Annotated in this window: 23 protein-coding genes; 9 read left to right on the top strand and 14 right to left on the bottom strand. The window is 50.9% G+C overall.

Translation table 11 applies throughout. The annotated features are described in order from the left end of the window. Positions 1-101: 101 nt before the first annotated feature. Positions 102-587: a transposase gene (locus tag ACT3TR_RS15360; protein WP_444625604.1), complete on the bottom strand. Its 486-nt coding sequence runs from the start codon at positions 585-587 to the stop codon at positions 102-104. Positions 588-748: 161 nt separating this feature from the next. Next, positions 749-1,306 (bottom strand): TetR/AcrR family transcriptional regulator, encoded by a 558-nt coding sequence (locus ACT3TR_RS15355; protein ID WP_441684323.1) that lies wholly within the window; start codon positions 1,304-1,306, stop codon positions 749-751. Between the two features lie 86 nt (positions 1,307-1,392). On the opposite strand from ACT3TR_RS15355, the gene ACT3TR_RS15350 reads away from it, so the two are divergent. Both ACT3TR_RS15350 and ACT3TR_RS15345 read left to right on the top strand, forming a co-directional pair. Then, positions 1,393-2,136: an SDR family NAD(P)-dependent oxidoreductase gene (locus ACT3TR_RS15350; RefSeq protein ID WP_444625605.1), complete on the top strand. Its 744-nt coding sequence runs from the start codon at positions 1,393-1,395 to the stop codon at positions 2,134-2,136. Positions 2,137-2,311: 175 nt separating this feature from the next. After that, positions 2,312-3,076, top strand: coding sequence for an alpha/beta fold hydrolase (locus ACT3TR_RS15345; protein ID WP_444625606.1), 765 nt, complete (start codon positions 2,312-2,314; stop codon positions 3,074-3,076). A gap of 331 nt (positions 3,077-3,407) precedes the next feature. Here ACT3TR_RS15345 and ACT3TR_RS15340 read toward each other — a convergent pair. The 3 genes from ACT3TR_RS15340 to ACT3TR_RS15330 all read right to left on the bottom strand — a co-directional run bounded on the left by ACT3TR_RS15340 (position 3,408) and on the right by ACT3TR_RS15330 (position 6,745). Beyond that, positions 3,408-4,543 (bottom strand): IS3 family transposase gene (locus ACT3TR_RS15340; protein ID WP_444625607.1). Its coding sequence is split into 2 segments (ribosomal slippage): positions 3,408-4,303 and positions 4,303-4,543, totalling 1,137 coding nucleotides; the frame shifts between segments, so codons are not numbered across the junction. A 362-nt stretch (positions 4,544-4,905) separates the two neighbouring features. After that, positions 4,906-5,622 carry a DUF6882 domain-containing protein gene (locus tag ACT3TR_RS15335; RefSeq protein WP_442347393.1) on the bottom strand — a complete coding sequence of 239 codons (717 nt, stop codon included), beginning with the start codon at positions 5,620-5,622 and terminating at the stop codon, positions 4,906-4,908. A 544-nt stretch (positions 5,623-6,166) separates the two neighbouring features. Further along, a complete protein-coding gene (locus ACT3TR_RS15330; RefSeq protein WP_444625608.1) occupies positions 6,167-6,745 on the bottom strand; it encodes a DUF416 family protein in 579 nt (192 codons plus the stop codon). 218 nt (positions 6,746-6,963) lie between these two features. Here ACT3TR_RS15330 and ACT3TR_RS15325 point away from each other — a divergent pair, with 218 nt between their 5' ends. Both ACT3TR_RS15325 and ACT3TR_RS15320 read left to right on the top strand, forming a co-directional pair. Further along, entirely contained in the window at positions 6,964-7,191 is a 228-nt protein-coding gene (locus ACT3TR_RS15325) for a phage integrase N-terminal SAM-like domain-containing protein (RefSeq protein WP_444647238.1), read from the top strand. A 534-nt stretch (positions 7,192-7,725) separates the two neighbouring features. Next, on the top strand, positions 7,726-9,042 hold the full coding sequence (locus tag ACT3TR_RS15320; protein WP_096279640.1) for a hypothetical protein: 1,317 nt from the start codon (positions 7,726-7,728) through the stop codon (positions 9,040-9,042). An 86-nt stretch (positions 9,043-9,128) separates the two neighbouring features. Here the strand turns inward: ACT3TR_RS15320 and ACT3TR_RS15315 are convergent, their stop codons facing one another. After that, entirely contained in the window at positions 9,129-9,650 is a 522-nt protein-coding gene (locus ACT3TR_RS15315) for a zinc ribbon-containing protein (protein ID WP_444625609.1), read from the bottom strand. Between the two features lie 161 nt (positions 9,651-9,811). Between ACT3TR_RS15315 and leuS the strand changes: the two genes are divergently transcribed. The 5 genes from leuS (at position 9,812) to ACT3TR_RS15290 (ending at position 15,454) form a co-directional block, all read left to right on the top strand. Then, positions 9,812-12,397, top strand: a complete 2,586-nt coding sequence (gene leuS / locus ACT3TR_RS15310; protein ID WP_444625610.1) for a leucine--tRNA ligase — start codon at positions 9,812-9,814, stop codon at positions 12,395-12,397. Then, the gene (locus tag ACT3TR_RS15305; RefSeq protein WP_444625611.1) at positions 12,394-12,888 is read left to right on the top strand and encodes an LPS-assembly lipoprotein LptE; all 495 of its coding nucleotides are present in this window, start codon (positions 12,394-12,396) and stop codon (positions 12,886-12,888) included. Before leuS ends, ACT3TR_RS15305 begins: the two co-directional genes overlap by 4 nt. Then, complete coding sequence (gene holA / locus ACT3TR_RS15300) at positions 12,885-13,952, top strand: DNA polymerase III subunit delta (protein ID WP_444625612.1); 1,068 nt, start codon at positions 12,885-12,887, stop codon at positions 13,950-13,952. The genes ACT3TR_RS15305 and holA overlap by 4 nt, the downstream gene beginning before the upstream one ends. Positions 13,953-14,109: 157 nt before the next feature. Then, positions 14,110-14,514, top strand: coding sequence for a PA2779 family protein (locus tag ACT3TR_RS15295; RefSeq protein ID WP_441686036.1), 405 nt, complete (start codon positions 14,110-14,112; stop codon positions 14,512-14,514). A gap of 10 nt (positions 14,515-14,524) precedes the next feature. Then, entirely contained in the window at positions 14,525-15,454 is a 930-nt protein-coding gene (locus ACT3TR_RS15290) for a PA2778 family cysteine peptidase (RefSeq protein WP_441686034.1), read from the top strand. A 128-nt stretch (positions 15,455-15,582) separates the two neighbouring features. On the opposite strand, the gene sthA is transcribed toward ACT3TR_RS15290, so the two are convergent. The 8 genes from sthA to ACT3TR_RS15250 all read right to left on the bottom strand — a co-directional run bounded on the left by sthA (position 15,583) and on the right by ACT3TR_RS15250 (position 23,648). After that, complete coding sequence (gene sthA / locus ACT3TR_RS15285) at positions 15,583-16,974, bottom strand: Si-specific NAD(P)(+) transhydrogenase (protein ID WP_096279626.1); 1,392 nt, start codon at positions 16,972-16,974, stop codon at positions 15,583-15,585. Between the two features lie 92 nt (positions 16,975-17,066). Beyond that, complete coding sequence (nqrM, locus tag ACT3TR_RS15280) at positions 17,067-17,321, bottom strand: (Na+)-NQR maturation NqrM (RefSeq protein ID WP_444625613.1); 255 nt, start codon at positions 17,319-17,321, stop codon at positions 17,067-17,069. Positions 17,322-17,627: 306 nt separating this feature from the next. Next, a complete protein-coding gene (gene nqrF / locus ACT3TR_RS15275) occupies positions 17,628-18,860 on the bottom strand; it encodes an NADH:ubiquinone reductase (Na(+)-transporting) subunit F (RefSeq protein WP_096279622.1) in 1,233 nt (410 codons plus the stop codon). Positions 18,861-18,931: 71 nt separating this feature from the next. Beyond that, entirely contained in the window at positions 18,932-19,549 is a 618-nt protein-coding gene (gene nqrE / locus ACT3TR_RS15270) for an NADH:ubiquinone reductase (Na(+)-transporting) subunit E (protein ID WP_096279620.1), read from the bottom strand. Between the two features lies 1 nt (position 19,550). Next, on the bottom strand, positions 19,551-20,219 hold the full coding sequence (locus ACT3TR_RS15265) for an NADH:ubiquinone reductase (Na(+)-transporting) subunit D (protein ID WP_096279618.1): 669 nt from the start codon (positions 20,217-20,219) through the stop codon (positions 19,551-19,553). Positions 20,220-20,221: 2 nt separating this feature from the next. Next, positions 20,222-21,043, bottom strand: a complete 822-nt coding sequence (locus ACT3TR_RS15260) for a Na(+)-translocating NADH-quinone reductase subunit C (RefSeq protein ID WP_096279616.1) — start codon at positions 21,041-21,043, stop codon at positions 20,222-20,224. After that, positions 21,043-22,269 carry an NADH:ubiquinone reductase (Na(+)-transporting) subunit B gene (locus ACT3TR_RS15255; RefSeq protein WP_096279614.1) on the bottom strand — a complete coding sequence of 409 codons (1,227 nt, stop codon included), beginning with the start codon at positions 22,267-22,269 and terminating at the stop codon, positions 21,043-21,045. Before ACT3TR_RS15255 ends, ACT3TR_RS15260 begins: the two co-directional genes overlap by 1 nt. Beyond that, positions 22,269-23,648 (bottom strand): Na(+)-translocating NADH-quinone reductase subunit A, encoded by a 1,380-nt coding sequence (locus ACT3TR_RS15250; protein ID WP_441686030.1) that lies wholly within the window; start codon positions 23,646-23,648, stop codon positions 22,269-22,271. Before ACT3TR_RS15250 ends, ACT3TR_RS15255 begins: the two co-directional genes overlap by 1 nt. Between the last annotated feature and the right edge of the window lie 205 nt (positions 23,649-23,853).

The raw sequence follows: 23,853 nt of genomic DNA, 5'->3' as shown, positions 1-23,853 counted from the left end.
TAACGAGGCTGTAGAAAACCCCGAATTTGTCATTGGTGAAGCCAGTACCGGCGGTAACGACAGTGCTCTTTTGATAGCTATTTTCCGAAATACCTAGCTTCTTAAAGCGAGCATCGACCGTTTCCAGTACGGGTTGCAAGGTGCGGTATTCCTGTCCTTCGCCAAAGGCCTGGGCTGTGCGTCTTTAGGAAACGATCCACTTTGTTCATAGCGGCATCTAGCGAGAGAATCGTCTTGGCGCAGCGGATATCTCGATCCAGATTGGCTTCCGTTTCAGCTTCATAACGCGCGTAGTGTTCCACTAAGTGATGCCGAATCAGACCTCTCCGTTTCTCACGTTTCTCGCCTAGCTCTTTGAACGTGCCAGACAGCTCTTTAGAGGCATCAGATGACATTTTGCAGCCGTCAATGGCAAAGAGTTCGTTGCCCAACAAGCCTTGTTCATGGCACACCAACAGCACTTGCTCGAAAAGCGCTTCAATCTCGTCAGCATGGCGGCTGACAAAACTTGCCCGTGTGGTGAAGTGGGGAACGGTATCGCAGGAGAGCGCTTTGAAAATGATATTGGTCTCGCAGCACCATTGCATCCGTGTTTTTTGTGTTGAGTAATTTCAGAAAAATCAACTTGATCGATAAGAATTAAAAGCGTGCCGCTCTCGTTTAGTAGGTACTCCACTCCTCTTGAATGAAAGCTTTCCAAAACGTCTACTTTGCTGGAGCTTTAAAGAGTCGTCATCTAAATCTGCGCTCAATCTTTTACGCTTATGCCATTCAGGAACAAGCCTACAAGATGCCCAATACGCGATTTCGATGAACGGTCATTCTCGATTGCGATGGAAATCGCCGTTACCACGTAAATTAAATCCTCGTAAGTGACATCGCGGCGGATGGCACCTGCTTCTTGTCCACGCAGAAGCAGCCGATGCCCTTCTGCGGTGATCGCATTACATCCGGGCGTACCGCATTGGATAATGGTCCCAATCGAAGCAGCAAGGCTCTGGTAAATGCTCATGTTCATAGCAAGTTCTTCAAGATAAGCTCGTACCGCGTCACCTGGTGTGACATGAGGGTCGCGCGCATGGCTGGTCTGTGCAAGCGACAAGAAACGCTCATTGCTAGTCGCGGCCAAGAGTGCCTCACGCGTGGGAAAGCGACGATAAAGCGTACCTATACCAACGCCTGCGCGCTTGGCAACTTCCTCCAGCGGAACCCCCGCTCCTCTTTCTAAGAAAAGCTCCTCGGCGGCAAAAAGGATAAGTTCGCGGTTCTTCTGTGCGTCAGCCCGGAGGGCAGGTTTATTACTCAATTTTTTTCCTCTTTCGCTTGTTAAGTGGAGTCTACCTCCATATTATAAGTGGAGCAATTCTCCACTTATAGCAGAGGTACTAGAAAATGACGAAACGCTTCGAAAACAAAGTTGTGGTGATAACGGGAGGCAGCGACGGCATCGGTCTCGCAACGGCGAAACTTTTTGCCATCGAAGGTGCACACGTTTACATCACAGGGCGTCGGCGAGAACTACTCGACGAAGCTGTGAAAGAGATCGGCCAAGGGGCGGTCAGCGTACAAGGTGACGTCACTAACTCTGCCGACGTCACTCGGCTTTACGAACGGATCCAACGCGATCACCAAAAGGTCGATGTCGTGTTCGCCAATGCGGGCATTTACGAGGTCATTCCACTCGATGCGATAGAGGATACGCATTTCGACTCGACCTTCAACGCCAATGTGAAAGGCATGCTGTTCACTGTGCAAAAAGCACTACCGCTGATGACAGCGGGAAGTGCTGTCGTGCTCAACGGCTCCATCGCTGGCAGCAAAGGCCTGCCAGGCCAGTCTCTTTACAACGCCAGCAAGGCAGCAGTGCGCTCTTTCGCTCGAAGCTGGACGAATGACCTTAAGGAGCGAGGCATCCGCGTGAACGTTGTTTCGCCTGGTGGAACAGAAACGCGCCTGATAAGGAGCTACCTTGACTCGCAACCGGAGGTCGAAAAGGCACTAAATAAAAGCGTTCCGCTTGGGCGGCTGGGGGAACCGAACGAGATAGCACGAGCAGTCCTCTTCCTGTCATCAAGCGAGAGCAGCTTTGTCGCTGGACATGAACTTTTTGTCGATGGCGGTGCAGCCGCAGTTTAGGCCGCGGGCAAGTCTCGTTCAGTTCTAAAGATATTGGAGTCAGATGAAGATTAGCTCTCAGAGTAATTGCATTAATTTTCATTTGGCCCCACACCCCCTTCTCCAATATGGAGGAACCCTCCATATTGCAATGGCATACTCACATCGATTTCAACTCTCAACAGAGGTAGTCAACATGATCAATCTCCGCACTCTAACCTTGTCCGTAAGCGTCACGCTAGGCGCCATAATTGCGCTGCCGGGCATGGCTATCGCTGACGTACAGAACATCATTCTGGTTCACGGCGGAAACGTCGATGGCAGTACTTGGAGAGGGGTTTACGACCGGCTGACTGCCGAAGGCCTAAAGGTCACAGTTACTCAACTGCCAATGACATCCGTAGAGGATGACGTCGCGGCGGTCCAGCGAAGCCTGGACGTGCAGGACGGCCCGGTTCTGCTCGTGGGGCATTCTTATGGCGGCGTGGTTGTAACCGAAGTCGGCATCGACCCAGACGTCAAAGGTCTCGTCTACGTCACAGCGTTCCAGCCTGATATCGGGGAAAGCGGCGGCGACCTGCTAGCCTCAGTGGCCAGCGATTTCACGGCCGACAAGCTGACGGTCACCGACGATGGCTTTCTTTTGGTCAATGACGACGCGTTCCTCTCCTTGGCAGGTAACGGTCTTTCAGAAGAAGACGCACTCTTTTTGGCAAGGTCCCAAGCATGGGCCAACGCGGGGAATCTTGCTCACAAAGTTACTTCTGCGGCATGGCAGGATAAACCGAGCTGGATGACGGTCGCTACCGAAGACCTTCTCATCTCACCGGAGTTGCAGCGCCGTATGGCAGAGCGCGCCGGTTCGACAATAATTGAGATCAAGAACGGTCATATGCTGCCGATGACGAGCCCCGATGAGGTGGCCGAGGTGATCGCGCAGGCCGCCAAGGCGGTTAACTAGAACAGCCCTCCCGTGCGGACCGCGACAGCGGTCCGCACGCTTCTCCCTTTGCACAAGATCATCGTTTTAGTAGATATTTTTATCTGACCCAAGCTTCAAACGCAGTAAATAAATCAGCTCCGCATCCCGTTACTGCCGTAATTGCGATGGCTTCCATTGTGCGCCAATTATTCTTAGCAAACTTTCCAAGCTTTTTGAAAAAATATCTACTCGGATCGATATGACTCATCGGGTGATTTAACACATAACTGTACCGATTATAATTCTGGCTATTATGTGGATCAGCCTGAATAAATTGGAATGCCCCGGCTTTATGGACACTTCGGAAGCCTCACGCTGAGGCAGCCTCGAAGGCCTCTGGGCTCAAACCGCCCAGATGGCTGTGGCGCCGATTTCGATTATAGAATACTTCGATGTAATCGAAGATATCTGCTCGAGCTAAGTCTCTAGTTTTGTAGATGCGCTTTTTAATTCGCTCTTTTTTCAAACTACTAAAAAATGACTCCGCAACAGCATTGTCCCAGCAATTGCCGCGCCGACTCATACTGGGTTCAAGATTGTGGTGAAGACAGAATCGTCTCCAGTCGTCGCTTCCATACTGAGACCCTTGATCTGAGTGAACCAGTACTCTGCTACGAGGCTTGCGACGCCAGACAGCCATCATGAGTGCGTCTAAAACGATCTCGCGTGCTAGCGTCGGCTTCATGGACCAGCCTACTACTCTGCGCGAGAACAGATCCAAAACAACCGCCAGGTACAGCCATCCTTGCCATGTCCTGATGTAGGTAATGTCGGTTACCCAAACGGTGTCTGGTGTGCTCACCTTAAACTCCCGGTTAAGCGTATTAGGCGCCAGGATCGATGGGCGGCCGTTCACAACTCTTGGTTTTTTATAACCGTGTATCGCTTTGATATTATGGGCCTTCATGATGCGATAGACTCTGTGTTTACCGCACGTTTCACCAGCCTCCTTCAGGTCCATTGATATCCGCCGATAGCCGTAGACGCCAAAGCTGGCACCGTAAGAAGCATGTATCAAAGGCAGCAGTCGAGCATCTTCGATAGCTCTGTCGGACAAAGGCCGGAAACGCCATTCGTAATAGCCGCTTCGCGAGATATCAAGCAGGTTGCACATGGTACGCACCGGGAACTCGTCACTGTGGTCTGCAACAAACCGGTACTTCACTCGGGCTGGCTTGCGAAGTACCGAGCGGCCTTTTTTAAGATATCTCGCTCCTCCTCGGTTCGTCGAAGCTGGGCTCGCAGTTTAAGAATTTCCTTCTTTGCGTTGTTGAGCTCTGAGGCCTGTTCGTCAGATTTACTCGGTTTAATGGCCTTAACCCATTTGTGAAGACTGTGGGCAGAGACGCCCAGTCGCTCCGATACCTCGCTTACTGGGTATCCCCTTTCGACGATCTGCCGGACCGCTTCGTCTTTGAATTCGGGTGAATATCGTTGGTTACTCATTATTCCCTCCTATGCTCAAATAATAGGCTAGAAGTGTCCGGAGAACACAGGGCAGTCCATAAGAGCCTAACGGGTGTCTAAAATATCCGGGGCGATTCATTTTGAGCACCCTGGTTTTGCGGGGGGATTACCAAGCGCCGCCAAAGCTTTATGGAAGAACCGTGACCATCCACTGCCATCACTTTCAAGCAGCTCGATCATGGCCAACAAGTCATTGCGTGTCTTCTCGTACATGGCTTCCTTCGACAGCTAAGGCTCAGCTCAGCCGCAGGCTGGGCGAAGCTTGTTTTGTGTTAATTTGAGAGCGACAGCGAGCAACACAAAAGCAAGTGGAGCCCAGGCTGTCGCACTGCAGCTTTTTGTTATGCTTTGACCCAAAACTTCCAACCCTTTTTCTCTTTTGGCTGTTTATTTGATGAACTTAGTGTGCCTTTAATATTAGACAGTCGACCTTCAGAATCAAACTCAACACTTATATTACCCCTCTCGCAGTCAGCTGATATTAATGATTCACCCTCCATCACATTGTAACCTTGCGAAGAAAGAAATGACTTCGTCATTTGGCGATGATCAACATCAAATGTAGAAATAACTTGAGATATTGTGGTTATTGCTTTTTCCGGAGAAACTGGTGATATTACTTCTTGCGGGAGGCCTCTAACTAGAAAATATAAAGCTCCACCTTCATAAGGTCCGCGATAATAACAACTAGTTGAGTCAAGCCCTGATGCAACCATTGCTATGGAGTGGCCATCAGCAATACTCGTCGAATAGCTACGTTCTGTCAGCTCTGAAACTTCTAATTTATTACCTAATTCTTTTAATTCACGACAGCTTTTAAGCAACGCAGAAGGAAGATTACTTGCTTCGTTTGCCCAGGCCCAAAGCCATGACTCATCACCTTCTGATTCTGAGCCTAGCAATTGAATTGGAAACATTAAGTCATCACCGAAAGTAACCTGACCCTCTATAAGGTCTACTTCCCACCCTCTTTCTCCTAGTAAATCAGCGAAAGCAAGTTGTTTGGCAAATCCAACACCTACATGTTGAGAAAACAACATTCTAAATTCAGGGCTCAATTTATTATCCTCCTTGATGCATAAAAGGTATTACGTTGATGGCTTGAGGTGAGGCGCATTTTTCTTGGCTACGCTCGCCAGCCCTTTAATTTTCTTTGAAGTCCCCGTTGAAGATTCAACTTCAACGGAAGCCAGTGATTTCAAATCAATAGCTCCAAAATCGAAATTCGTACTATCAAGAAAAACTCGAAAAACTGACTTTCACTCAAGTACGGATTACTTAGACCTCAACTCTCCAACGGATAGCCAGCCCGCTCACCAATGGATTTAGTAATTCTAAATTTGTGATCCTTCCCATCACTGTTGACGAACCTCAAAGCATAGAGTGCTATTGGCCTACAGCCAGAATTTACGATCTTTACGTAAATTCCATCAACAATATTCGCGAAGCTTTCTTTATACGATCCTGATACATCAAATCTCGTTCGATCACGGAACATGAGGTAAAAAGCTATACAAAAACTAGCTACAGAAATGTAGATACTGATGATGGGAAAAGCCTCTTTCATAGTCATGACGGTCGATCAGTTGCTTCAACGTAACGCTATGCGACCTGGTTAAGTATTGGTTCGATATCTTGTCCATGGATGAGTTGCACGAGGTCCTTCGTTCCTTTGACAATATTGAATATACCTAATTGCCAATTAATTTCACTAACCATAGCTGGGTGATTTTCGATTTCAGACTCCGATGTACCGCCCTTACAATCCAGCTCGAGACACTCCTGAACATATAAATCGACTGTATCGTAACAGCTGCGCAGAACATAAATTAAAAAAGAAGGATCGTTATCTTTAATTTGGTCGAGCAAATATTCATGAGCAACACCTGCGTTTAGGGCGTATGAACCTAAAACCGTACCGAAGTCCTCAGTGTCAGGAATTACCTCACCGACTTGCTTTGATAACTTATTTGAATTGACTCTTTTACTACTGAACCAATCTATTGCTAACTCTCGACATTGTGTCAATAGCGATTCATTCCCCCAATCCTCAAATTCACTAAATTTTGAATAGAGCGGTGATAACCGAATACAGCAAATTAATATGATAGCCACCTTCTCCTTTTGGTTGAGTGCAGCGGCTTCAATTTCAATCTTTTTAATATAATTTTCGTAATTCATTGTTTCATTCTATTCGCATAACAGGTATTAGACGGCGCATCCCATGATTGGATGAACGCGCTAGCATGATTCCTTAGCAAAGGTAGCCTACTTGTTCCCATATAACCATATGATTTTAAATTAAATTAATAATAATTAGGCTTTATTTGCAGAGTTTGCGCGCTTTGCCAAACTCAATAATTTTGTATATCCATACAACATCATGGAGCAATGACCATATGGATATGCAAAACAAGCCACCGAAGCTTATGGATCGTGTCAAGGTAGTGATGCGGGTAAAGCGCTACAGTCCACGTACTAAAAAAAAACCTACTGTTATTGGATGCGCTACCTCATTCGCTATCATGGGGTGCGTCACCCCTGCCACTATGGGCCCTGCCGAAGTGCAGGCTTTTCTTGAACACCTTGCCGTTGAGCGATACGTAGCAGCATCAACAGAGAACTAAGCGCTTACCGCGCTTGTATTCATCTATCGCCATGTACTCGATAAGCCACTGGGCGATATTGGCATTTTTTTCCAAGCAAAACGCCCACATCGACTCCCCATTTGCTATTAAACCACTTATCTGACTCGATGCATTTAATGGCTACTTTGATGTATGGCTCAGGACTGCGGCTCATCGAAACTTGTCGTTTTCGCATCAGAGATATTGATACCGAATGCCATATCATCACCGTCAGGGCAGGAAACTTGTTTATCGGCTAGCAGTGGGTCGCATACCAGTCACTTTCGCCCGTGCGCTGGATCGCAGTATCTAAACGCGGGTATTTCCTCGGGTTGGCAATGGCTGTTTTCTGCAAGCCGCCCATGCTGTGATAATGCCGTTTTATAAAAGCGTTGCCTTTGAGGACAACAGCTTGCTGGTTGCATTGATCTGGCACCGCTGTGCGGTACTTTCGCAGGTGCCTCGCTCTTAGCTTACTGCTGGCCTTCTTCCGCAAATCCGATTAGCCTGCTAATTCATTACTAAGGGCTTGGCATGCAAGAGACCACTTCTCAGCAGCGTTTAGCGGGCGTGCTGATTTTGTTTGGATTAATCGCTCAGATTATCGGTTTTACGGGCTTATTACATACGGCGCACGCGGTGAGCTATTTGCTGTGGCTGGCAGTGGCGCTGCTTTGGCGGGATATTCCTAAACGCTCGCGCATTCAAGCCGGAGTATTGATGGGCTTGGGCCTATTAATGCTGTTAGTGGCTCGCGTTGTGTATGACGCCGAGGTGGACTGGCCAGCGATGCTGCAAGGAAATGCCTTTGTGGCGGCCATGCTGGTAGGCGTTAGCTTTATTACTTTGGTGGGCAAACAGCAGGGGCGAAAAAAAGCGCCGGGTAAAAAGTTAACAGGCTACGGCGGCATTTTACGGACATGGCTAGGCGTGCATTTTCTGGGCACGATTTTGAACATGTCGACGATTATTATGGTGGGCGACCGGCTGGCACGTTCAGGCCCGCTTTCTATGCCCCAGTTTTTAGCGCTTAATCGGGGGCTTTCAAGTGCCGCCACGTGGTCACCCTTCTTTGCTTCAATGGGCATCGTGATCGCCTTGGCCCCAGAGATGCAGTACTCCTATGTGGCGATGTTTGGCTTGCCGCTAGCTTTGTTATCGGGGTTATTAACGACGCTTGAACTTGGCCGCCGGTTTGACCTGCGTGAGGTGTATGGTTTTTCCCTCGCGCCGAGCAGCCTGCTAATGCCGGGGATAATGGCGCTTCTGGTGATGGTGTTTCACTTTTGGCTCACACCTAGGCTATCCATTGTAGGCATTATTACCTTTTTAATCCCAATGGTGGCCTTGCTCTATAACTTGCGTGATGGTCCACGCTACACATTTCGCCGCATTCGCCAGCATACCACTACGCGCTTACCGGCAATGCGCGGAGAGATTTCGCTATTTTTAGCAGCCGGGCTTTTAACGCTAGGCCTGTCGACATTGGTCGCTTCAATAGCAGGCAACGATTGGACACTGTTTGCATCGTTTGGGGCTGCACAAGGCATGATCAGTTTTCTTGCGATTGTGCTAAGTGCGCTGGCGGGCCTTCACCCGATCATTGGGATTTCGGTACTGGCTTCTATGGTAAGTTTGCAAGGCAGCGAACATACCCTTTTTGCGTTTGCGGGGCTGTGCTCATGGGCAATAGGCACTAGCGTGGGGCCACTGTCGGGTATCAATCTATCCTTGCAAGGTCGCTATGGCGTTAGTGGTTATCGCATGATGAAAAACAATTTATTTTATGCAGGCGTGATGAGCCTGCTTTCACTGGCCTCGATTGCCGGATTGAGCTACTTGGTGAATTAATCGTTGCCCTTGAGCCATACCAAGCTCAGCCTGGCAGCCCTATTAAGAGCTGCCAGGCCAAAGCCTTTATGTCAGATAGCGCCCGCTTAGGTTTCGATAATTTTATTAGGGAAGCGATAGAAATAACGATGGCCACACTCGTGGCAGGGCTCTAAACGCGCCACGGTGGGCAGCGTGACCTGGGCATCGCAATGCACGCAGGCCATTAAACCGGGCGCCGCCATTTCACCTTCGCAGTAATCGGCACGGGCTGCTTCTAAATCATCCTCGAAGCGCTCACGATCCACCACGCTGCGGTCGGCAACCGACAGCAGTGATTCAACCACGCGGCGGGAAAGGCCGTCCAGGTCGATTCCTAGCCAGCTGGCCACCTGCTTACCGGTATCCGCCATGTAGTAGCGCATATCTTTCAAATCGCGCTCTACCCAGGCTCGCAGCAGGGCTAGCTCGTCTTTGGTGTACTCTTCAAGGTCTGATTCGAATTCAACTGCATCGTCCAAATCCTTCTGTAAATTTTGCCAAGTTAGGTCGTTTGCGCCTCCCTGCATCCGCTCTAACAGTCGTTCGTAGCCTTCGCGTAGGCGATTGTCATTCTGATGTTCACTCATGGTGCCTCTCCTTTTGTCGACGCATGCGGTTTCCTATCATCGGCTTACCGTTCAAGGATACACCTGCATAGGATACAATCAGCCTTACTTATCTGACAGATGTCATCTCACATTCACTTTGCGCCCCTTTTGGGCGAATACGCCAAGGCATGAATAAACCGATGGACGCACATTATAGCCCTCGTGAAATTGAACGCGACGCCCAGCAGTACTGGGACAAACATCAGTGTTTCAAAGCAGTAGAGGACGCGAATCGCGAGAAGTTTTACTGCCTTTCCATGTTCCCCTACCCCAGCGGTAAGCTGCACATGGGGCACGTGCGTAATTACACTATCGGCGACGTTGTATCGCGTTTCCACCGCATGCAGGGCAAAAATGTCATGCAGCCCATGGGCTGGGATGCGTTCGGTATGCCGGCGGAAAACGCCGCCATCCAAAACCAGGTCCCGCCGGCCGAGTGGACTTATCAAAACATCGACTACATGCGTAATCAGTTGAAGGCACTGGGCTTTGCCTACGATTGGAGCCGCGAGTTCGCCACCTGCGATACCAGCTACTACCGCTGGGAGCAGTGGTTCTTCACCAAGCTAGTCGACAAAGGCTTGGTGTATAAAAAGATGTCAACGGTCAACTGGGACCCGGTTGATCAAACCGTGCTCGCTAATGAACAGGTCATTGACGGCCGTGGCTGGCGTTCCGGTGCGCTGATAGAGCGTAAAGAGATCCCGCTGTGGTTCTTGAAGATTACTGATTACGCTGAAGAGTTGCTCACGGACCTCGATAAAGTCGAGTGGCCGGAGCAGGTTAAAACCATGCAGCGCAACTGGATTGGTAAATCTCGCGGTGTCGAGCTGACCTTTGATGTGAAGAATGCTGATGGCAACGCCAACGAGCCGCTAGCGGTCTACACCACTCGCCCAGATACGCTGTTAGGTGTGACTTACGTAGCGGTAGCCGCCGGCCACCCGCTGGCCAAACAAGCGGCTGAGCAGAACGCGGCGCTTGCGGCCTTCTGTGACGAGTGCGCCAAAGGCGGCACCTCAGAAGCCGAAATGGCCACCAAAGAGAAGCTGGGCATGGCGACCGGCCATTTAGCAATTCACCCGCTGACGGGCGATGAAGTGCCGGTGTTTGTCGCAAACTTCGTGTTAATGGAATTCGGTACCGGCGCGGTCATGGCGGTACCCGCCCACGACCAGCGCGACTGGGAGTTTGCGACTAAGTACGGCATTGAGATCAAAGCGGTGATTGCCGATGAAAATGGCCAAGCGCCTGATCTTTCCGAAAGCGCCTATACCGAACATGGCGCCCTGATCCATTCAGGCGAGTTTGATGGCCTTGAGTTTCAAGCAGCCTTCGACGCCATTGCCGCAAAACTTGCCGAGCTTGGCCGCGGTGAAGTAAAAACCAACTTCCGTCTGCGTGATTGGGGCGTTGCCCGCCAGCGTTATTGGGGCGCACCCATCCCGGTTAAATACGGCCCAGAGGGCCAAACGGTACCGCTTACCGATGCTGAGCTGCCGGTCGCGCTGCCCATGGAAGTCACCGTTGATGCTTCTGGTTCGCCGCTGAAAAAAATGCCGGCGTTCTCTGATCTAGGCGACGGATGGGCACGTGAAACCGACACCTTTGACACCTTTATGGAGTCATCCTGGTATTACGCGCGCTTCTGCTGTGCTGATAACACTGAGGCGATGCTGGATGACCGCGCCAATTACTGGCTGCCCGTTGATCTTTATATCGGCGGCATCGAACACGCCATTTTGCACCTGCTGTATGCCCGTTTCTTCCACAAGCTAATGCGTGATTTTGGCCTGGTGGATTCTGACGAGCCTTTCCAACAGCTGCTGACCCAAGGCATGGTCATTGCGGAAACGTTCTTCCGCATAAAAGATAACGGCGGTAAAGAGTGGTTTAACCCAGCGGATGTTGACGTTAAGCGCGATGAGAAAGGCCGCCCATTAAGCGCCATTCTCATGAGCGATGGACAGCCGGTAGAGATGGGTGGCATCGAGAAGATGTCCAAGTCGAAAAACAACGGCGTTGACCCGCAGTCGATGATCGACAAATTCGGTGCGGATACCGTGCGGCTATTCATGATGTTCGCCGCCCCGCCTGAGCAGTCGTTGGAGTGGTCTGATTCCGGCGTTGAAGGCGCCCATCGCTTCTTGAAGCGCCTATGGCGCCAGGTCAATGAGCATATAGCCGCCGGTACGCCGGGCTCGCTGAATATTGACGCGCTCAATGACGACCAGAAAACGCTGCGACGCAAAACCCACGAGACCATCAAGAAAGCCAGCGATGATATCGGCCGACGCACCACGTTCAATACCGCGATTGCCGCCGTTATGGAGCTTTCCAACGCCATCAGCAAATTCGACGATACGTCTGAGCTGGGGTTAGCGGTAAGCCGCGAAGCCTTGGAAGCGGGCGTCTTGCTGCTAGCACCGATTACGCCACACTTGTGCCATAGCCTGTGGGAGACGCTGGGACATAGCGGCCCTGCTATTGAAGCAACGTGGCCGGTGGTTGATGAAGCGGCGCTTACCCGCGATAGTATTGAGCTCGTCGTGCAAGTCAACGGTAAGCTGCGCGCTCGCCTTGAAGTGCCCGCCAGTGCCGATAAGGCGTCTATCGAAACACTCGCCATGGAACACGAAAACGTCCAGCGTTATCTTGAAGGTAACACCGTGCGTAAAGTGATCGTGGTGCCCGGAAAATTGGTCAACATTGTGGTGAGCGGATGAACCGACGTACGTTTTTAACCACAAGCATCGCCGCCTCGGCGGCGATGCTCTTAAGCGGCTGTGGCTTTCGGTTACGTGGTCGTGATTCATTGCCCACCCTGCCCACGCTAGCACTGGAAGGCGATAACAACAGCGCGGTTGCCCAGCAACTAACAACTCGCCTGCGGCAACTAGGTACTCAGGTAGAGCCTGGCTCCCCTTGGCGTGTAACGCTTGGCACGCCGTCGCTCGTTGACCGTCGTTTGGGTGGTGATGGCCGCGCAAGTCGCGAGCATGAACTCACCCTGAGCATATCGCTGTCCGTGCAAGAACGAGCCTCTAACGCTTACCACATTAATAACGCGACGCTATCCTCTAGCAGTCGTATTCGCGTTAATGATGATGACCTGCTCAATCGCGAATCGCTGTTTGCCGAGGCTGAGCAAACGCTGGCTCGCGAGCTGTCGCAGCGGATAATAGAACGCCTTGCCAACATTGAGGCCATGCAGTGAAAGTATTTGCCGACCAGCTACCCGCTGCTTTGGCAAAAAAAATGCCGCGCGTGGTCATTGTAGCCGGCGACGAGCCGCTACAGCACCGCGATGCCTGCGATGCGGTAAGAATGATAGCGCGGCAATCTGGTATCGAAGAGCGCGAAGTGCTGGACGTTGAAGCGAACTTTGCCTGGGGGCGCTTGATTGAAGTGGCCAGCAACCTATCGCTCTTTGCGACCAATAAGCTGCTGGAATTACGGGTAGGCAATCACAAGCTTGGGCAGGATGGTAGCAAAGCGCTGGCACAGTACGCCGAAACCTTGGATAACAGTGACGACGTACTGCTCATCAGCATGGGGAAGCTAGACGCCAAGCAGCAAAAAAGCGCCTGGTTTAAAGCATTAGATAAGCAGGGCTTGTTTGTACCGGTATGGCCCGTCGATGCCTCGAGGTTGGGTTATTGGCTGCGCGATCGCGCCTCAAGGCACGGCTTGCAAATAGAGCTGGATGCGGCCCGCCTACTGGGCGAACGTACTGAGGGTAATTTGCTCGCCGCTGATCAAGAGCTGCAAAAACTGGCCTTGATTCATCCTCAGGGCACGCGCTTAAATGTAGAGAGCATTGCCCAAGGCGTCGAAGACAGCACTCGGTTCGATGTATTTAATTTAGCCGACGCCTGTTTGAAAGGTGAGCCCAGTCGCGCGTCTCGCATTGTTAATGGATTAAAGAGTGAAGGCGTCGAAGCCCCGATTGTACTTTGGGCACTGAGTCGCGAGCTGCGAACGCTGCTTTCGCTGCATCAACATTTGGATCAAGGGCAAAGCTTTGAGCACGCCTGCAAAACCCAAAAGCCGATGATCTTTGACAAGCGACGCCCTGCTTACCAGAAAGCTATTGCCCGCCTGCCCATGAAGCGTCTTCACAAACTGCTGCTAATGGCCCAGCGGCTAGATCTGGCCGTAAAAGGCGCCGCGGCAGTCCCCCTATGGCCCGGGCTGCATGATTTGGCCATGACCATTGCCGGTGGGCGTGGGCTGCTTGCAGAAACAGCCTGGACCTATCGCGTTAATGCACACGGTTAATCGGCAGCGTAAATACGATGATGAACACTAGCCACGTTAGTGCAAATAATGAGTACTTTTGCTCTTGGGCTTAAAAATTTGGCAAATTATTTCTATACTGTTGATTCAAGCGACAAAAAAGCTTGTACTCCCCCTGACTAGTCTAAGGAACAAGACGATGAAAACATTGCGTGCTTACCTCTCTACTCTGCTGATTGCAGCGCTCGTTATTACCAGCTTGCCCGTTGCTGCAGCACCTGTTACGCCTCACTCAATGGATCTAGTCTCTACCCAATCTGTTTTAGCAGGTGATCGTGCTGGCGCTGATCGCGAGCGTATCAATGAAGTGTTAGCCCGCGCAGACGTGCAGGATCAGCTACTAAAGCAGGGTGTTGACCTAGACGAAGTAGATGCGCGTGTTGCGGCGCTTAGCGATTCTGAAGCACAGCAGATGGCTGATCAGCTAGAACTAATGCCTGCTGGTGCGGGTGGCGGTGTTATCGGTGTACTGTTTGCGGTATTTATCATTCTGCTGATTACCGACATTCTCGGCCTGACAGACGTTTATCCGTTTACTCGTTGATAGGCAGCACATGACCAACACGTTTTTTTACGCCCGCTTTGCGGGCGTTTTTATGATCCTTCTGCTACTCAGCGCCTGTGCCCGTAATCCGGTATTGCTACAAAGCAGTTACAGCAACCTGCCGGCGCACGCCGAAATTGAAAGCGTGCCTTTTTACGCTCAAACGGAATTCCAATGTGGGCCTGCCACGCTGGCCATGGCGCTCAATTACCAAGACGTGGATGCAGAGGTTGATAAGCTCATTCCTCAGGTATTCTTACCCGGGCGGGATGGCAGCGTACAGCCCGAAATGCTGGCAACCGTTAGACGCTATGAGCAGTTGGCATATCCTATTCGTGGCACAATGGATGCGTTACTCGGCCACTTAGCGGCAGGCGATCCAGTAGTCGTAATGCAAAATTTATCTCTGCCGATTTACCCTATGTGGCACTACGCTATCGCGATTGGCTATGACCTCCCTAGCGAAACGCTTATTCTGCGCAGCGGCGAAATTGAACGTCATACCCTGTCCTTTAGCCGCTTTGACGCGACCTGGGCACGCACCCAGCGCTGGGGATTTGTGGTCGCAGAGCCAGGCTCCCTGCCTGCCGGCATTACCGCACGCAATGCGTTAGAAGCCATTAGTGCCTATGAAGAGACCCACGGGCCTCGGGCAGCACTTTCAAGCTGGCAAACGTTCGTAGAGCACCACCCTGCTAACGCAATAGGTCAGTTTGCGCTAGGCAACGCTCTTTACGCAAACCAGCAGCCCGACCAAGCGCTTCAGGCATTTGAGAAGGCAACCGACATTGACCCTGAGATGGGCGCGGCTTGGCTAAATAGCGGCCTATTACTTGTTCAACAAGGATCGACTGAATTAGCTAGAGACGCATTAACTCAGGCGGCTTCATTACCAGGTAGCTGGCAAAAAAAGGCCCAGCAGTTATTGGATAGTTACTGAGATTGGATAGTTACTGAGATTGGATAGTTACTGAGATTGGAGCGTTGCTAGAATTGAGTAGTTGCTAAGGCATATCCATCAGGCTGCCTTCTCAAAGGAAAAGGCAGCCTGACTGGCTAGACAAAAACTTAGAAAACGCGATTTAAGCCATTCTGAGCCGCCACTCGATAAGCTTCAGCCATCGTCGGATAGTTGAAGGTCGTGTTAACGAAGTACTTCAGGGTATTGGCTTCGCCCTTCTGCTGCATAATCGCCTGGCCGATATGCAAAATTTCAGAAGCCTGATCGCCAAAGCAGTGGATACCGAGTATTTCCAGGGTGTCTTGGTGGAAAAGGATTTTAAGCATGCCCACGATATCGCCCGTAATCTGTGCCCTGGCGGTATCTTTAAAGAAAGCCTTGCCGACTTCATAGGGCACTTTAGCTTCCGTCAATTCGCGCTCATTGGCCCCGAATGAGCTGATTTCAGGAATAGTATAAATGCCTGTCGGCACATCGCTGACAAACCGATATTCTTTATCGAGCAGCTCATTACACGAGTTCAAGCCTTGATCGTAAGCGGCGCTGGCAAGACTTGGCCAACCTATTACATCGCCCGCCGCATAGACATGCGAAACCTCGGTACGATAATGTTCATCAACACTTAGCTGCCCCCGGCCATTCGCACTCAGGCCAATGTTCTCCAGGCCCAAGCTGTCCGTATTACCGGTACGACCGTTCGCCCATAGGAAAGCATCAGCGCGCAGTTTTTTACCTGACTTTAAATGCACTACTACACCAGACTCATCACCTTCCACGCTGGCGTATTCTTCGTTATGGCGAATCAAGACACCGTGCTTACGCAGATGATAAGACAGGGCATCGCTTATCTCATCGTCCAAGAACGACAGCAGGCTGTCCCGGTTATTAATGAGATCAACTTTGACGCCTAAGCCTGAAAATATCGACGCGTATTCACAGCCAATGACACCAGCCCCGAAAATCACTAGCGTACGCGGCGTGTGCGAGAGGCTTAAGATAGTATCAGAGCAATAAATGCGCGGATGACGGAAGTTAATATCCGCCGGACGATAGGGGCGTGAACCAGTGGCAATAACTATTTTCTTAGCGACTAGTTCTTCCATGCCTTCTTGGCGATCACGTACCACTAAGGTGTGTTCGTCTTTAAAACGCGCAACGCCATGGAACAGGTCAATACGGTTACGCGCGTAAAACGTGGTGCGCATCTCTACCTGTTTGTCGATGGTTCCGCGTGAGCGCTCCATCACTTTAGGAAAAGAGAACCAGCGCGGCTCACCAATATCGCGAAACATTCGGTTTGTGTTGAACGCCATGATCTGTTTGACCTGATGGCGCAATGCTTTAGAAGGGATCGTCCCCCAGTGAGTACAATTCCCCCCCACCTGGGCTTGTTTCTCAACAATCGCTACGCGCTTGCCATGCTTTGCAGCGTTGATGGCTGCGCTTTCCCCTGCAGGCCCCGTACCGATTACTACGACATCGTAATTATGAACCGCCATACTCTCTGCGTCTCCCTCTTCCCGTTATACTCGTCTCACGAAATAAGCGCTGCACGTTTTAAACATACGCTTTTCGCCTAGTACATACCTGGCTATCGACGGGTCACATCGTAACCTAGATCAGCGCCGCGACTTTCGTCGCTGCGGCGGCGAATACTGTTTTGCTTGCGGTTCTCTTCTTCACAGACTTCGTCTTTACCGCCACAAATATCGCAGCCTTCTTTTAATCCAAGCTGATTCAAGCCGCCGCATGTGCCCGCTATGGGTTTACGGCCCATAAGCACACCCACTGCCATGGCGCACATGATCAGTGCCATAAAACCAAATGCCAGTAGCCAAATAGTCATATCAATCTCCCAACACTGCTTATTTTGATAGTGATGCCTTGCTTGCACCTAAACTGTCGCTTGCCAGTAGTCCTCTCTACAAGTAGCTCTCTCTACAGGTAACTGTCGACAGCTTACCTGCCAAGAAGTGCCTTACAAGCTTATTTTGTACACTCATTATACATCAGCGGATCAGAGGTTATAAGCGCCCGCCTATTGAGGGTAATCCATAAACAAACGGGGCCAGCCCAAAAGGCCAGCCCCGCTTATCACGTCTATATCTACTACGGCCTATCGAGGCTGTCGACTTACAATCTTGATGATTGATTAGCCGCCAAAGTCATCCAGTAAGATGTTTTCTGGCTCGACACCCATATCCAGCAGCAGCTTGATAACAGAGGCATTCATCATCGGCGGTCCACACATGTAGTACTCGCAATCTTCAGGCGCGGGATGATCCTTTAGATAGTTTTCGTACAGCACGTTATGGATGAAGCCTGTAGGGCCTTCCCAGTTATCTTCGTCTTGTGGATCAGAAAGCGCCAAGTGCCACTCAAAGTTAGGGAACTCTTCGGCTAACTGATCGTACTCTTCGTTATAGAACGTTTCACGCCAAGAGCGCGCACCGTACCAGAAGGTGATCTTGCGATCCGACTTCAAACGCTTTAGCTGGTCAAAGATATGGCTGCGCATTGGCGCCATACCTGCACCACCACCGATAAAGATCATTTCAGCATCAGTATCGCGGGCGAAGAACTCACCAAATGGCCCCATGACAGTCACTTTGTCGCCTTCTTTTAAGTTGAAGACGAACGTAGACATCAAACCAGGCGCATGGCTAGTACCGGGAGGCGGCGTTGCAATACGAATATTGAACTTAAGGATACCCTTTTCATCAGGGTAGTTAGCCATCGAGTAAGCGCGAATAACTTCCTCGTTGCTCTTGTGGGAAACTTTGAACATGTCAAATTTTTCCCAGTCACCGCGGTATTCTTCCTCAATATCAAAATTAGAAAACTTGATGTCGTAAGGCGGTGCGACTAGCTGCACATAGCCACCTGCACGGAAGGCAACTTCCTCACCTTCAGGCAGTTTCAAGTTCAGTTCTTTGATAAAGGTGGCAACGTTGGGGTTAGCAACAACCTCACATTCCCATTTTTTAACGCCAAAGACTTCTTCAGGCACTTCTACTTTCATGTCCTGCTTCACAGGTACCTGACAAGATAGACGCCAGCCGTCTTTCTTCTCACGCATAGTGAAGTGCGATTCTTCGGTTGGCAGGATGGAGCCACCGCCCTCTTCTACACGGCACTTGCACTGCGCACAGGAACCGCCGCCACCGCAAGCTGAAGAGAGGAAAATACCGTTAGCAGCAAGCGTGTTTAGCAGCTTACCACCGGCTTGCGTACTCAACGTATGCTCAGGGTCGCCATTGACTTCAATGGTCACGTCCCCGCTACTAACTAGCTTACTGCGCGCTGCCAGAATGATCGCCGTTAAGCTAATAACGATGACCGTGAACATGACAACACCGAGCAAGATGACTGTTGTATCAACCATGTCGGTTTCCTATTGCTGAAGGTTTTGTATAACCCGGCGACGCGAGCATCGCCGAGAAAAACCGGCTCCGATTAAAGCTGAATGCCAGAGAAAGACATAAAGCCTAACGACATCAGACCCACGGTGATGAAAGTGATGCCCAGTCCTTGCAGCCCACCCGGCACATCGCTGTACTTCAACTTTTCACGAATACCCGCCAGAGCGGCAATCGCCAGCGCCCAGCCCGTGCCTGCGCCAAAACCATAGACCACTGATTCGCCAAAGTTGTAGTTACGCTCAACCATGAACAGTACGCCACCTAAAATGGCGCAGTTAACGGTGATTAGCGGCAGGAATACACCTAACGCGTTGTAGAGCGAAGGCACGTACTTATCAAGGAACATCTCCATGATCTGTACTAGTGCAGCAATAACACCGATATAGGAAAGCAGCCCAAGGAACGAAAGATCAATATTTTCAGCACCGCTGATACCCGTCCACGTTAGTGCGCCTTCTTGCAGCAAGTAGGTGAACACCAAGTTGTTGATGGGTACCGTAACGGTCAATACAACGATAACGGCAATACCGAGACCAATCGCAGAAGAAACCTTTTTGGAAACAGCCAAGAAGGTACACATGCCCAAGAAGAAGGCCAGCGCCATGTTCTCAACAAACACCGAGGCAACAAAAAGACTCAGATAATGTTCCATATTACACGGCCTCCTTGGGCTGGGTGTTTTCCTTCATTTTGAACTCATTACTTTCTACTTGCTCTGGGTTAACCGAACGCATAACCCAAATCAGCAGACCAATAATGAAGAACGCCGAAGGCGGTAACAGCAGCAAGCCGTTAGGAACGTACCAGCCACCGTCTTGAACCGTCTGGAGGACGGTGAAGCCAAAGATGCTTCCAGCGCCCAGCAGCTCACGTACAAAACCGACAATCAGTAGTACAAAGCCGTAGCCTAAGCCGTTACCGATACCGTCTAAGAACGACAGACCTGGCGAGTTAGACATCGCAAAGCCTTCTGCACGGCCCATAACGATACAGTTGGTAATGATCAGGCCTACAAACACAGAAAGCTGTTTGGACATCTCATAAGCGTAGGCTTTGAGAATCTGATCTACCACGATAACCAATGATGCAATAATGGTCATCTGCACAATGATACGAATCGATGACGGAATGTGATTCCTGATCAACGAAACGAACAAGTTTGAGAACGCAGTCACAAAGATAACCGCCAGCGCCATTACCAGCGACACGCTCATGCTTGTCGTTACTGCCAGTGCTGAACAAATCCCCAAAATCTGCAGTGCGATGGGGTTGTCTCTAAAAATCGGCGCCGTTAAAACGCCTTTTGCATTTACGTCCGCCATGATTAAGCCCCCTCAACGTCTTCGAAGTCAGTATCGGTGCCTTCGGCATCTTCCGGCTCAGTACCGCTGCGGAATTTCGCCAAATACGGCCCGAATGCTTCCTCGCTTAACCAGAACCGCAGCATGTTTGTCACGCCATTACTGGTTAGCGTAGCGCCAGATAACGCGTCCACTTCATAGTCGTCGCTCGCGCCGCCCTTAGTAAGGTGAATTGCCGGTGAGAGGTCGCCCTCTTCATCGTAAATTTTCTTACCTTCCCACTGGGCCTGCCAACGTGGGTTGTTTACTTCCCCACCTAGGCCTGGCGTTTCGCTGTGCTCGTAGTAGGTGATACTAACGATCGTGTTGCCATCACCCTCTACCGCTAAGAAGCCCCGCATCAGTCCCCAAAGCCCTTGGCCACGAATAGGTAGCACAATTTGCTCTGGATCGTTTTCGTCACCAATCAGGTATACCGTCGCGTAGTTTTCTACCCGCGAAAGGCCTGCAATATCCTGATCGCCTGACAGCGTGCGGCCGGTAGCGGGATCCCGCGCAGCCTCAAAGCTATCAAACGTATCAGGATCAAACTCATCAGTGTATTCGCCGCTATCCAAATCGATAACGCGGGCGGTGATTTGCTCGCTAAAGGCCTCCTCAACGTCCATACCGGGCTCATAGAGCTTGGCAACGTTGAGGATATTGGTTTTACGGTCAAGTTCCTGATTGAGCTGCTGAGCGGGGCGCAATGCAACCGCCGCCGTCGAGACGATGACCGAGCACACAATACACAGTGCAAAGGCCACAATCAGGACTTTCTTGATGGAGTTATTACCTTGTGCCATTAGGCAGTCTCCTCGGCCGGTACACCGGTACGCTTAACGCGGCGCTTGATATTGGCCTGGACGAAGAAATGGTCAATCAGCGGTGCAAACAGGTTCGCGAACAGAATCGCAAGCATGATGCCTTCTGGGAAGGCCGGGTTCACAACACGAATCAAGACAGTCATCACACCAATCAGCGCACCAAATATAAGGCGGCCCTGGTTAGTCATCGAGGCTGACACCGGGTCAGTCGCCATGAACACCATACCGAAGGCAAACCCACCAATAACCAGATGCCAGTACCAAGGCATGGCGAACATGGCGTTGGTATCGGAGCCTATCAGGTTAAAGAGTGTACTGGTGGCCACCATGCCCAGGAATACACCCAGCATGATTCGCCAGGAGGCAATACGTGTCCACAGCAGAACCGCCGCCCCCATAAAGATGGCCAGCGTGGAAACCTCACCCACAGAGCCTGGGATAAAGCCAAGGAAGGCATCCCACCAGCTAAAGGTATTGGTCAACGCCGTCATGCCGTCCTGGAATGCTAAGGAAAGCGCAGTGGCTCCCGTATAGCCATCGGCTGCGACCCATACAGAGTCACCCGAGATTTGCGCCGGATAAGCGAAGTATAGGAATGCACGCGCCGTTAGTGCGGGGTTCAAGAAGTTCTTGCCCGTACCACCGAAGATTTCCTTGCCAATGACCACACCAAAGGTGATGCCTAAAGCAACTTGCCAAAGCGGGATAGTGGCGGGAAGAATCAGCGCAAACAGCACCGACGTCACGAAGAAACCTTCGTTCACCTCGTGGCCACGCTTAATCGCGAACAACACTTCCCAGAAACCGCCCACTGCAAACGTTACCAAATAGATAGGTAAGAAGTAGGTAGCACCAAGAACAAAGTTAGCCCATAAGCTGCTGGAATCATGACCCGACGCCAAGGTCATCATGATCGCTTCGCGCCAGCCACCCATTGACGCGTAACCCGCATCAATGGCGACGTTAGCTTGCCAGCCGGCATTCCACATACCAAATAGCATGGCAGGGAAAGTGCACAGCCAAACGGTGATCATCATACGCTTAAGATCAATACCATCGCGCACGTGGGCCGTCGTTTTAGCAACGCTAGGCGGTGAGTAGAAAATAGTATCTACCGCTTCAAATAACGGATAGAACTTTTCGTATTTTCCGCCCTTGTGGAAATGCGGCTCGATATTTTGGAGTGTCTGTTGAATACCCATCATCACGCCTCTTTCTCGATCATGGAGAGATTGTCACGCAGGATAGGGCCGTATTCGTATTTGCCAGGGCAAACGTACGTGCACAGCGCCAGATCCTCTTCGTCCAGCTCAAGACACCCAAGCTGCATGGCAGCTTCAATGTCACCCACGATCAGCGAACGCAAAAGTTGAGTAGGCATAATGTCTAGTGGCATCACTTTCTCGTAGACACCGATGGGCACCATCGCACGCTCAGAACCATTCGTTGACGTCGTCGGTGCATAGTTGCTCAGCCCTTTAATTTTGGAGATATAAATTCCCAAAACCGAGTGGCGATTAACACCGGGAGACATCCAACCCATGAATGTGCGCTTATTGCCTTCTTCTAGCAAGCTCACTTGGTTGCCAAAGCGGCCTAGATAGGTCAACTTGCCTTCTGCAGCAAAACCAGAAAAAACAGAGCCAGAAATGACGCGAGTGTCATCAGGCTTGATAACGTCGCCGTCCAGCAGCTCATCCGTATTAGCACCTAGGCGTGTACGAATAAGACGTGGATTCTCGGCACGCGGACCACCGATGGCAATAACACGGCTCACATCCAGCTTACCTTCTACAAACAGCTTGCCGAACGCAATCACGTCCTGATAGCCGATGTGCCACACTTTTTTATGCAGTGCGACCGGGGAAAGGTAATGAATGTGGGTCCCGACCAAGCCGGCAGGATGAGGTCCCCCAAAGCTTTCAATCTTCACACCGTCAATATCGCCGCCCGGAATAGAGGCATTTTCGCCTGTACCCTTTTCACCTGTACCCTTTTCACCTGTACATAGGAAAACGTTGCCCTCGGTAAGGCGCGCTAACACCTTGAGGCCGTCTTCAAATGCCTGCGGCTGCTCATTTATGATCAGCGCAGGGTCAGGGCTCAGCGGATGGGTATCCACGGCAGTCACAAAAATATCGACCGGCGTGCTGTCGATAGCTGGCGTACGCGAGAATGGACGCGTGCGTAGCGCTGTCCACAGCCCAGATTCCACCAGCTGATCAACTACGATCTGACGATCAAGCTGTGCGATGGCATTACGATCATGAGCTGCGAACTCAATCGCCTCCTCAGTCTCGTCAACTTTAATCACAACAGATAGCAAACGACGTTTTTCGCCACGGTTTATTGCAAGCACTTCACCGGCAGCAGGCGCTGTATAGCGCACGCCATCAATCTTCTTATCGGTGAAGAGCAATTGGCCTAGTTTGACCTTATCCCCTTCCTGAACTTCCATTGTTGGCTTCATGCCAACGTAGTCAGTACCCAGGATTGCCACGTGGCGCACAGGCCGCGCATCTTCAATACGCTGCTCGGGCGCTCCCGTGATGGGGAGATCCAGGCCTTTTTTGACTTCGATCATAGTCTCGCCCAGTTGTTGGATCGGATATACGAAGGTATGGGGTTCGAATGCTTCTTTTCTGCTCAGTGAATTCTTGTTTTCTGCTCAGATTGTTACCAGTCAGGCCCAAGCAGCACTTGAACCACCCCGAAAAATCCCTCTTATTATAAAGACAAGCGCGTCCAATGACCACATCCCTTATGACCTTCAAAAGTGCTATATACAT

It is taken from the genome of Halomonas sp. AOP12-B1-6, from assembly GCF_052379225.1.
GTDB classification, from domain to species: Bacteria; Pseudomonadota; Gammaproteobacteria; order Pseudomonadales; family Halomonadaceae; genus Vreelandella; species Vreelandella casei.
This window is presented reverse-complemented; position numbering and strand designations above follow the sequence as displayed.

Coding starts and splice junctions, on each gene's coding strand:
- ACT3TR_RS15360 (WP_444625604.1), bottom strand. CDS start 587: ATGCAATGGTGCTGCGAGACCAATATCATTTTCAAAGCGCTCTCCTGC.
- ACT3TR_RS15350 (WP_444625605.1), top strand. CDS start 1,393: ATGACGAAACGCTTCGAAAACAAAGTTGTGGTGATAACGGGAGGCAGC.
- ACT3TR_RS15345 (WP_444625606.1), top strand. CDS start 2,312: ATGATCAATCTCCGCACTCTAACCTTGTCCGTAAGCGTCACGCTAGGC.
- ACT3TR_RS15330 (WP_444625608.1), bottom strand. CDS start 6,745: ATGAATTACGAAAATTATATTAAAAAGATTGAAATTGAAGCCGCTGCA.
- ACT3TR_RS15325 (WP_444647238.1), top strand. CDS start 6,964: ATGGATATGCAAAACAAGCCACCGAAGCTTATGGATCGTGTCAAGGTA.
- ACT3TR_RS15320 (WP_096279640.1), top strand. CDS start 7,726: ATGCAAGAGACCACTTCTCAGCAGCGTTTAGCGGGCGTGCTGATTTTG.
- ACT3TR_RS15315 (WP_444625609.1), bottom strand. CDS start 9,650: ATGAGTGAACATCAGAATGACAATCGCCTACGCGAAGGCTACGAACGA.
- leuS (WP_444625610.1), top strand. CDS start 9,812: ATGGACGCACATTATAGCCCTCGTGAAATTGAACGCGACGCCCAGCAG.
- ACT3TR_RS15305 (WP_444625611.1), top strand. CDS start 12,394: ATGAACCGACGTACGTTTTTAACCACAAGCATCGCCGCCTCGGCGGCG.
- ACT3TR_RS15295 (WP_441686036.1), top strand. CDS start 14,110: ATGAAAACATTGCGTGCTTACCTCTCTACTCTGCTGATTGCAGCGCTC.
- ACT3TR_RS15290 (WP_441686034.1), top strand. CDS start 14,525: ATGACCAACACGTTTTTTTACGCCCGCTTTGCGGGCGTTTTTATGATC.
- sthA (WP_096279626.1), bottom strand. CDS start 16,974: ATGGCGGTTCATAATTACGATGTCGTAGTAATCGGTACGGGGCCTGCA.
- nqrM (WP_444625613.1), bottom strand. CDS start 17,321: ATGACTATTTGGCTACTGGCATTTGGTTTTATGGCACTGATCATGTGC.
- nqrF (WP_096279622.1), bottom strand. CDS start 18,860: ATGGTTGATACAACAGTCATCTTGCTCGGTGTTGTCATGTTCACGGTC.
- nqrE (WP_096279620.1), bottom strand. CDS start 19,549: ATGGAACATTATCTGAGTCTTTTTGTTGCCTCGGTGTTTGTTGAGAAC.
- ACT3TR_RS15265 (WP_096279618.1), bottom strand. CDS start 20,219: ATGGCGGACGTAAATGCAAAAGGCGTTTTAACGGCGCCGATTTTTAGA.
- ACT3TR_RS15260 (WP_096279616.1), bottom strand. CDS start 21,043: ATGGCACAAGGTAATAACTCCATCAAGAAAGTCCTGATTGTGGCCTTT.
- ACT3TR_RS15255 (WP_096279614.1), bottom strand. CDS start 22,269: ATGATGGGTATTCAACAGACACTCCAAAATATCGAGCCGCATTTCCAC.
- ACT3TR_RS15250 (WP_441686030.1), bottom strand. CDS start 23,648: ATGATCGAAGTCAAAAAAGGCCTGGATCTCCCCATCACGGGAGCGCCC.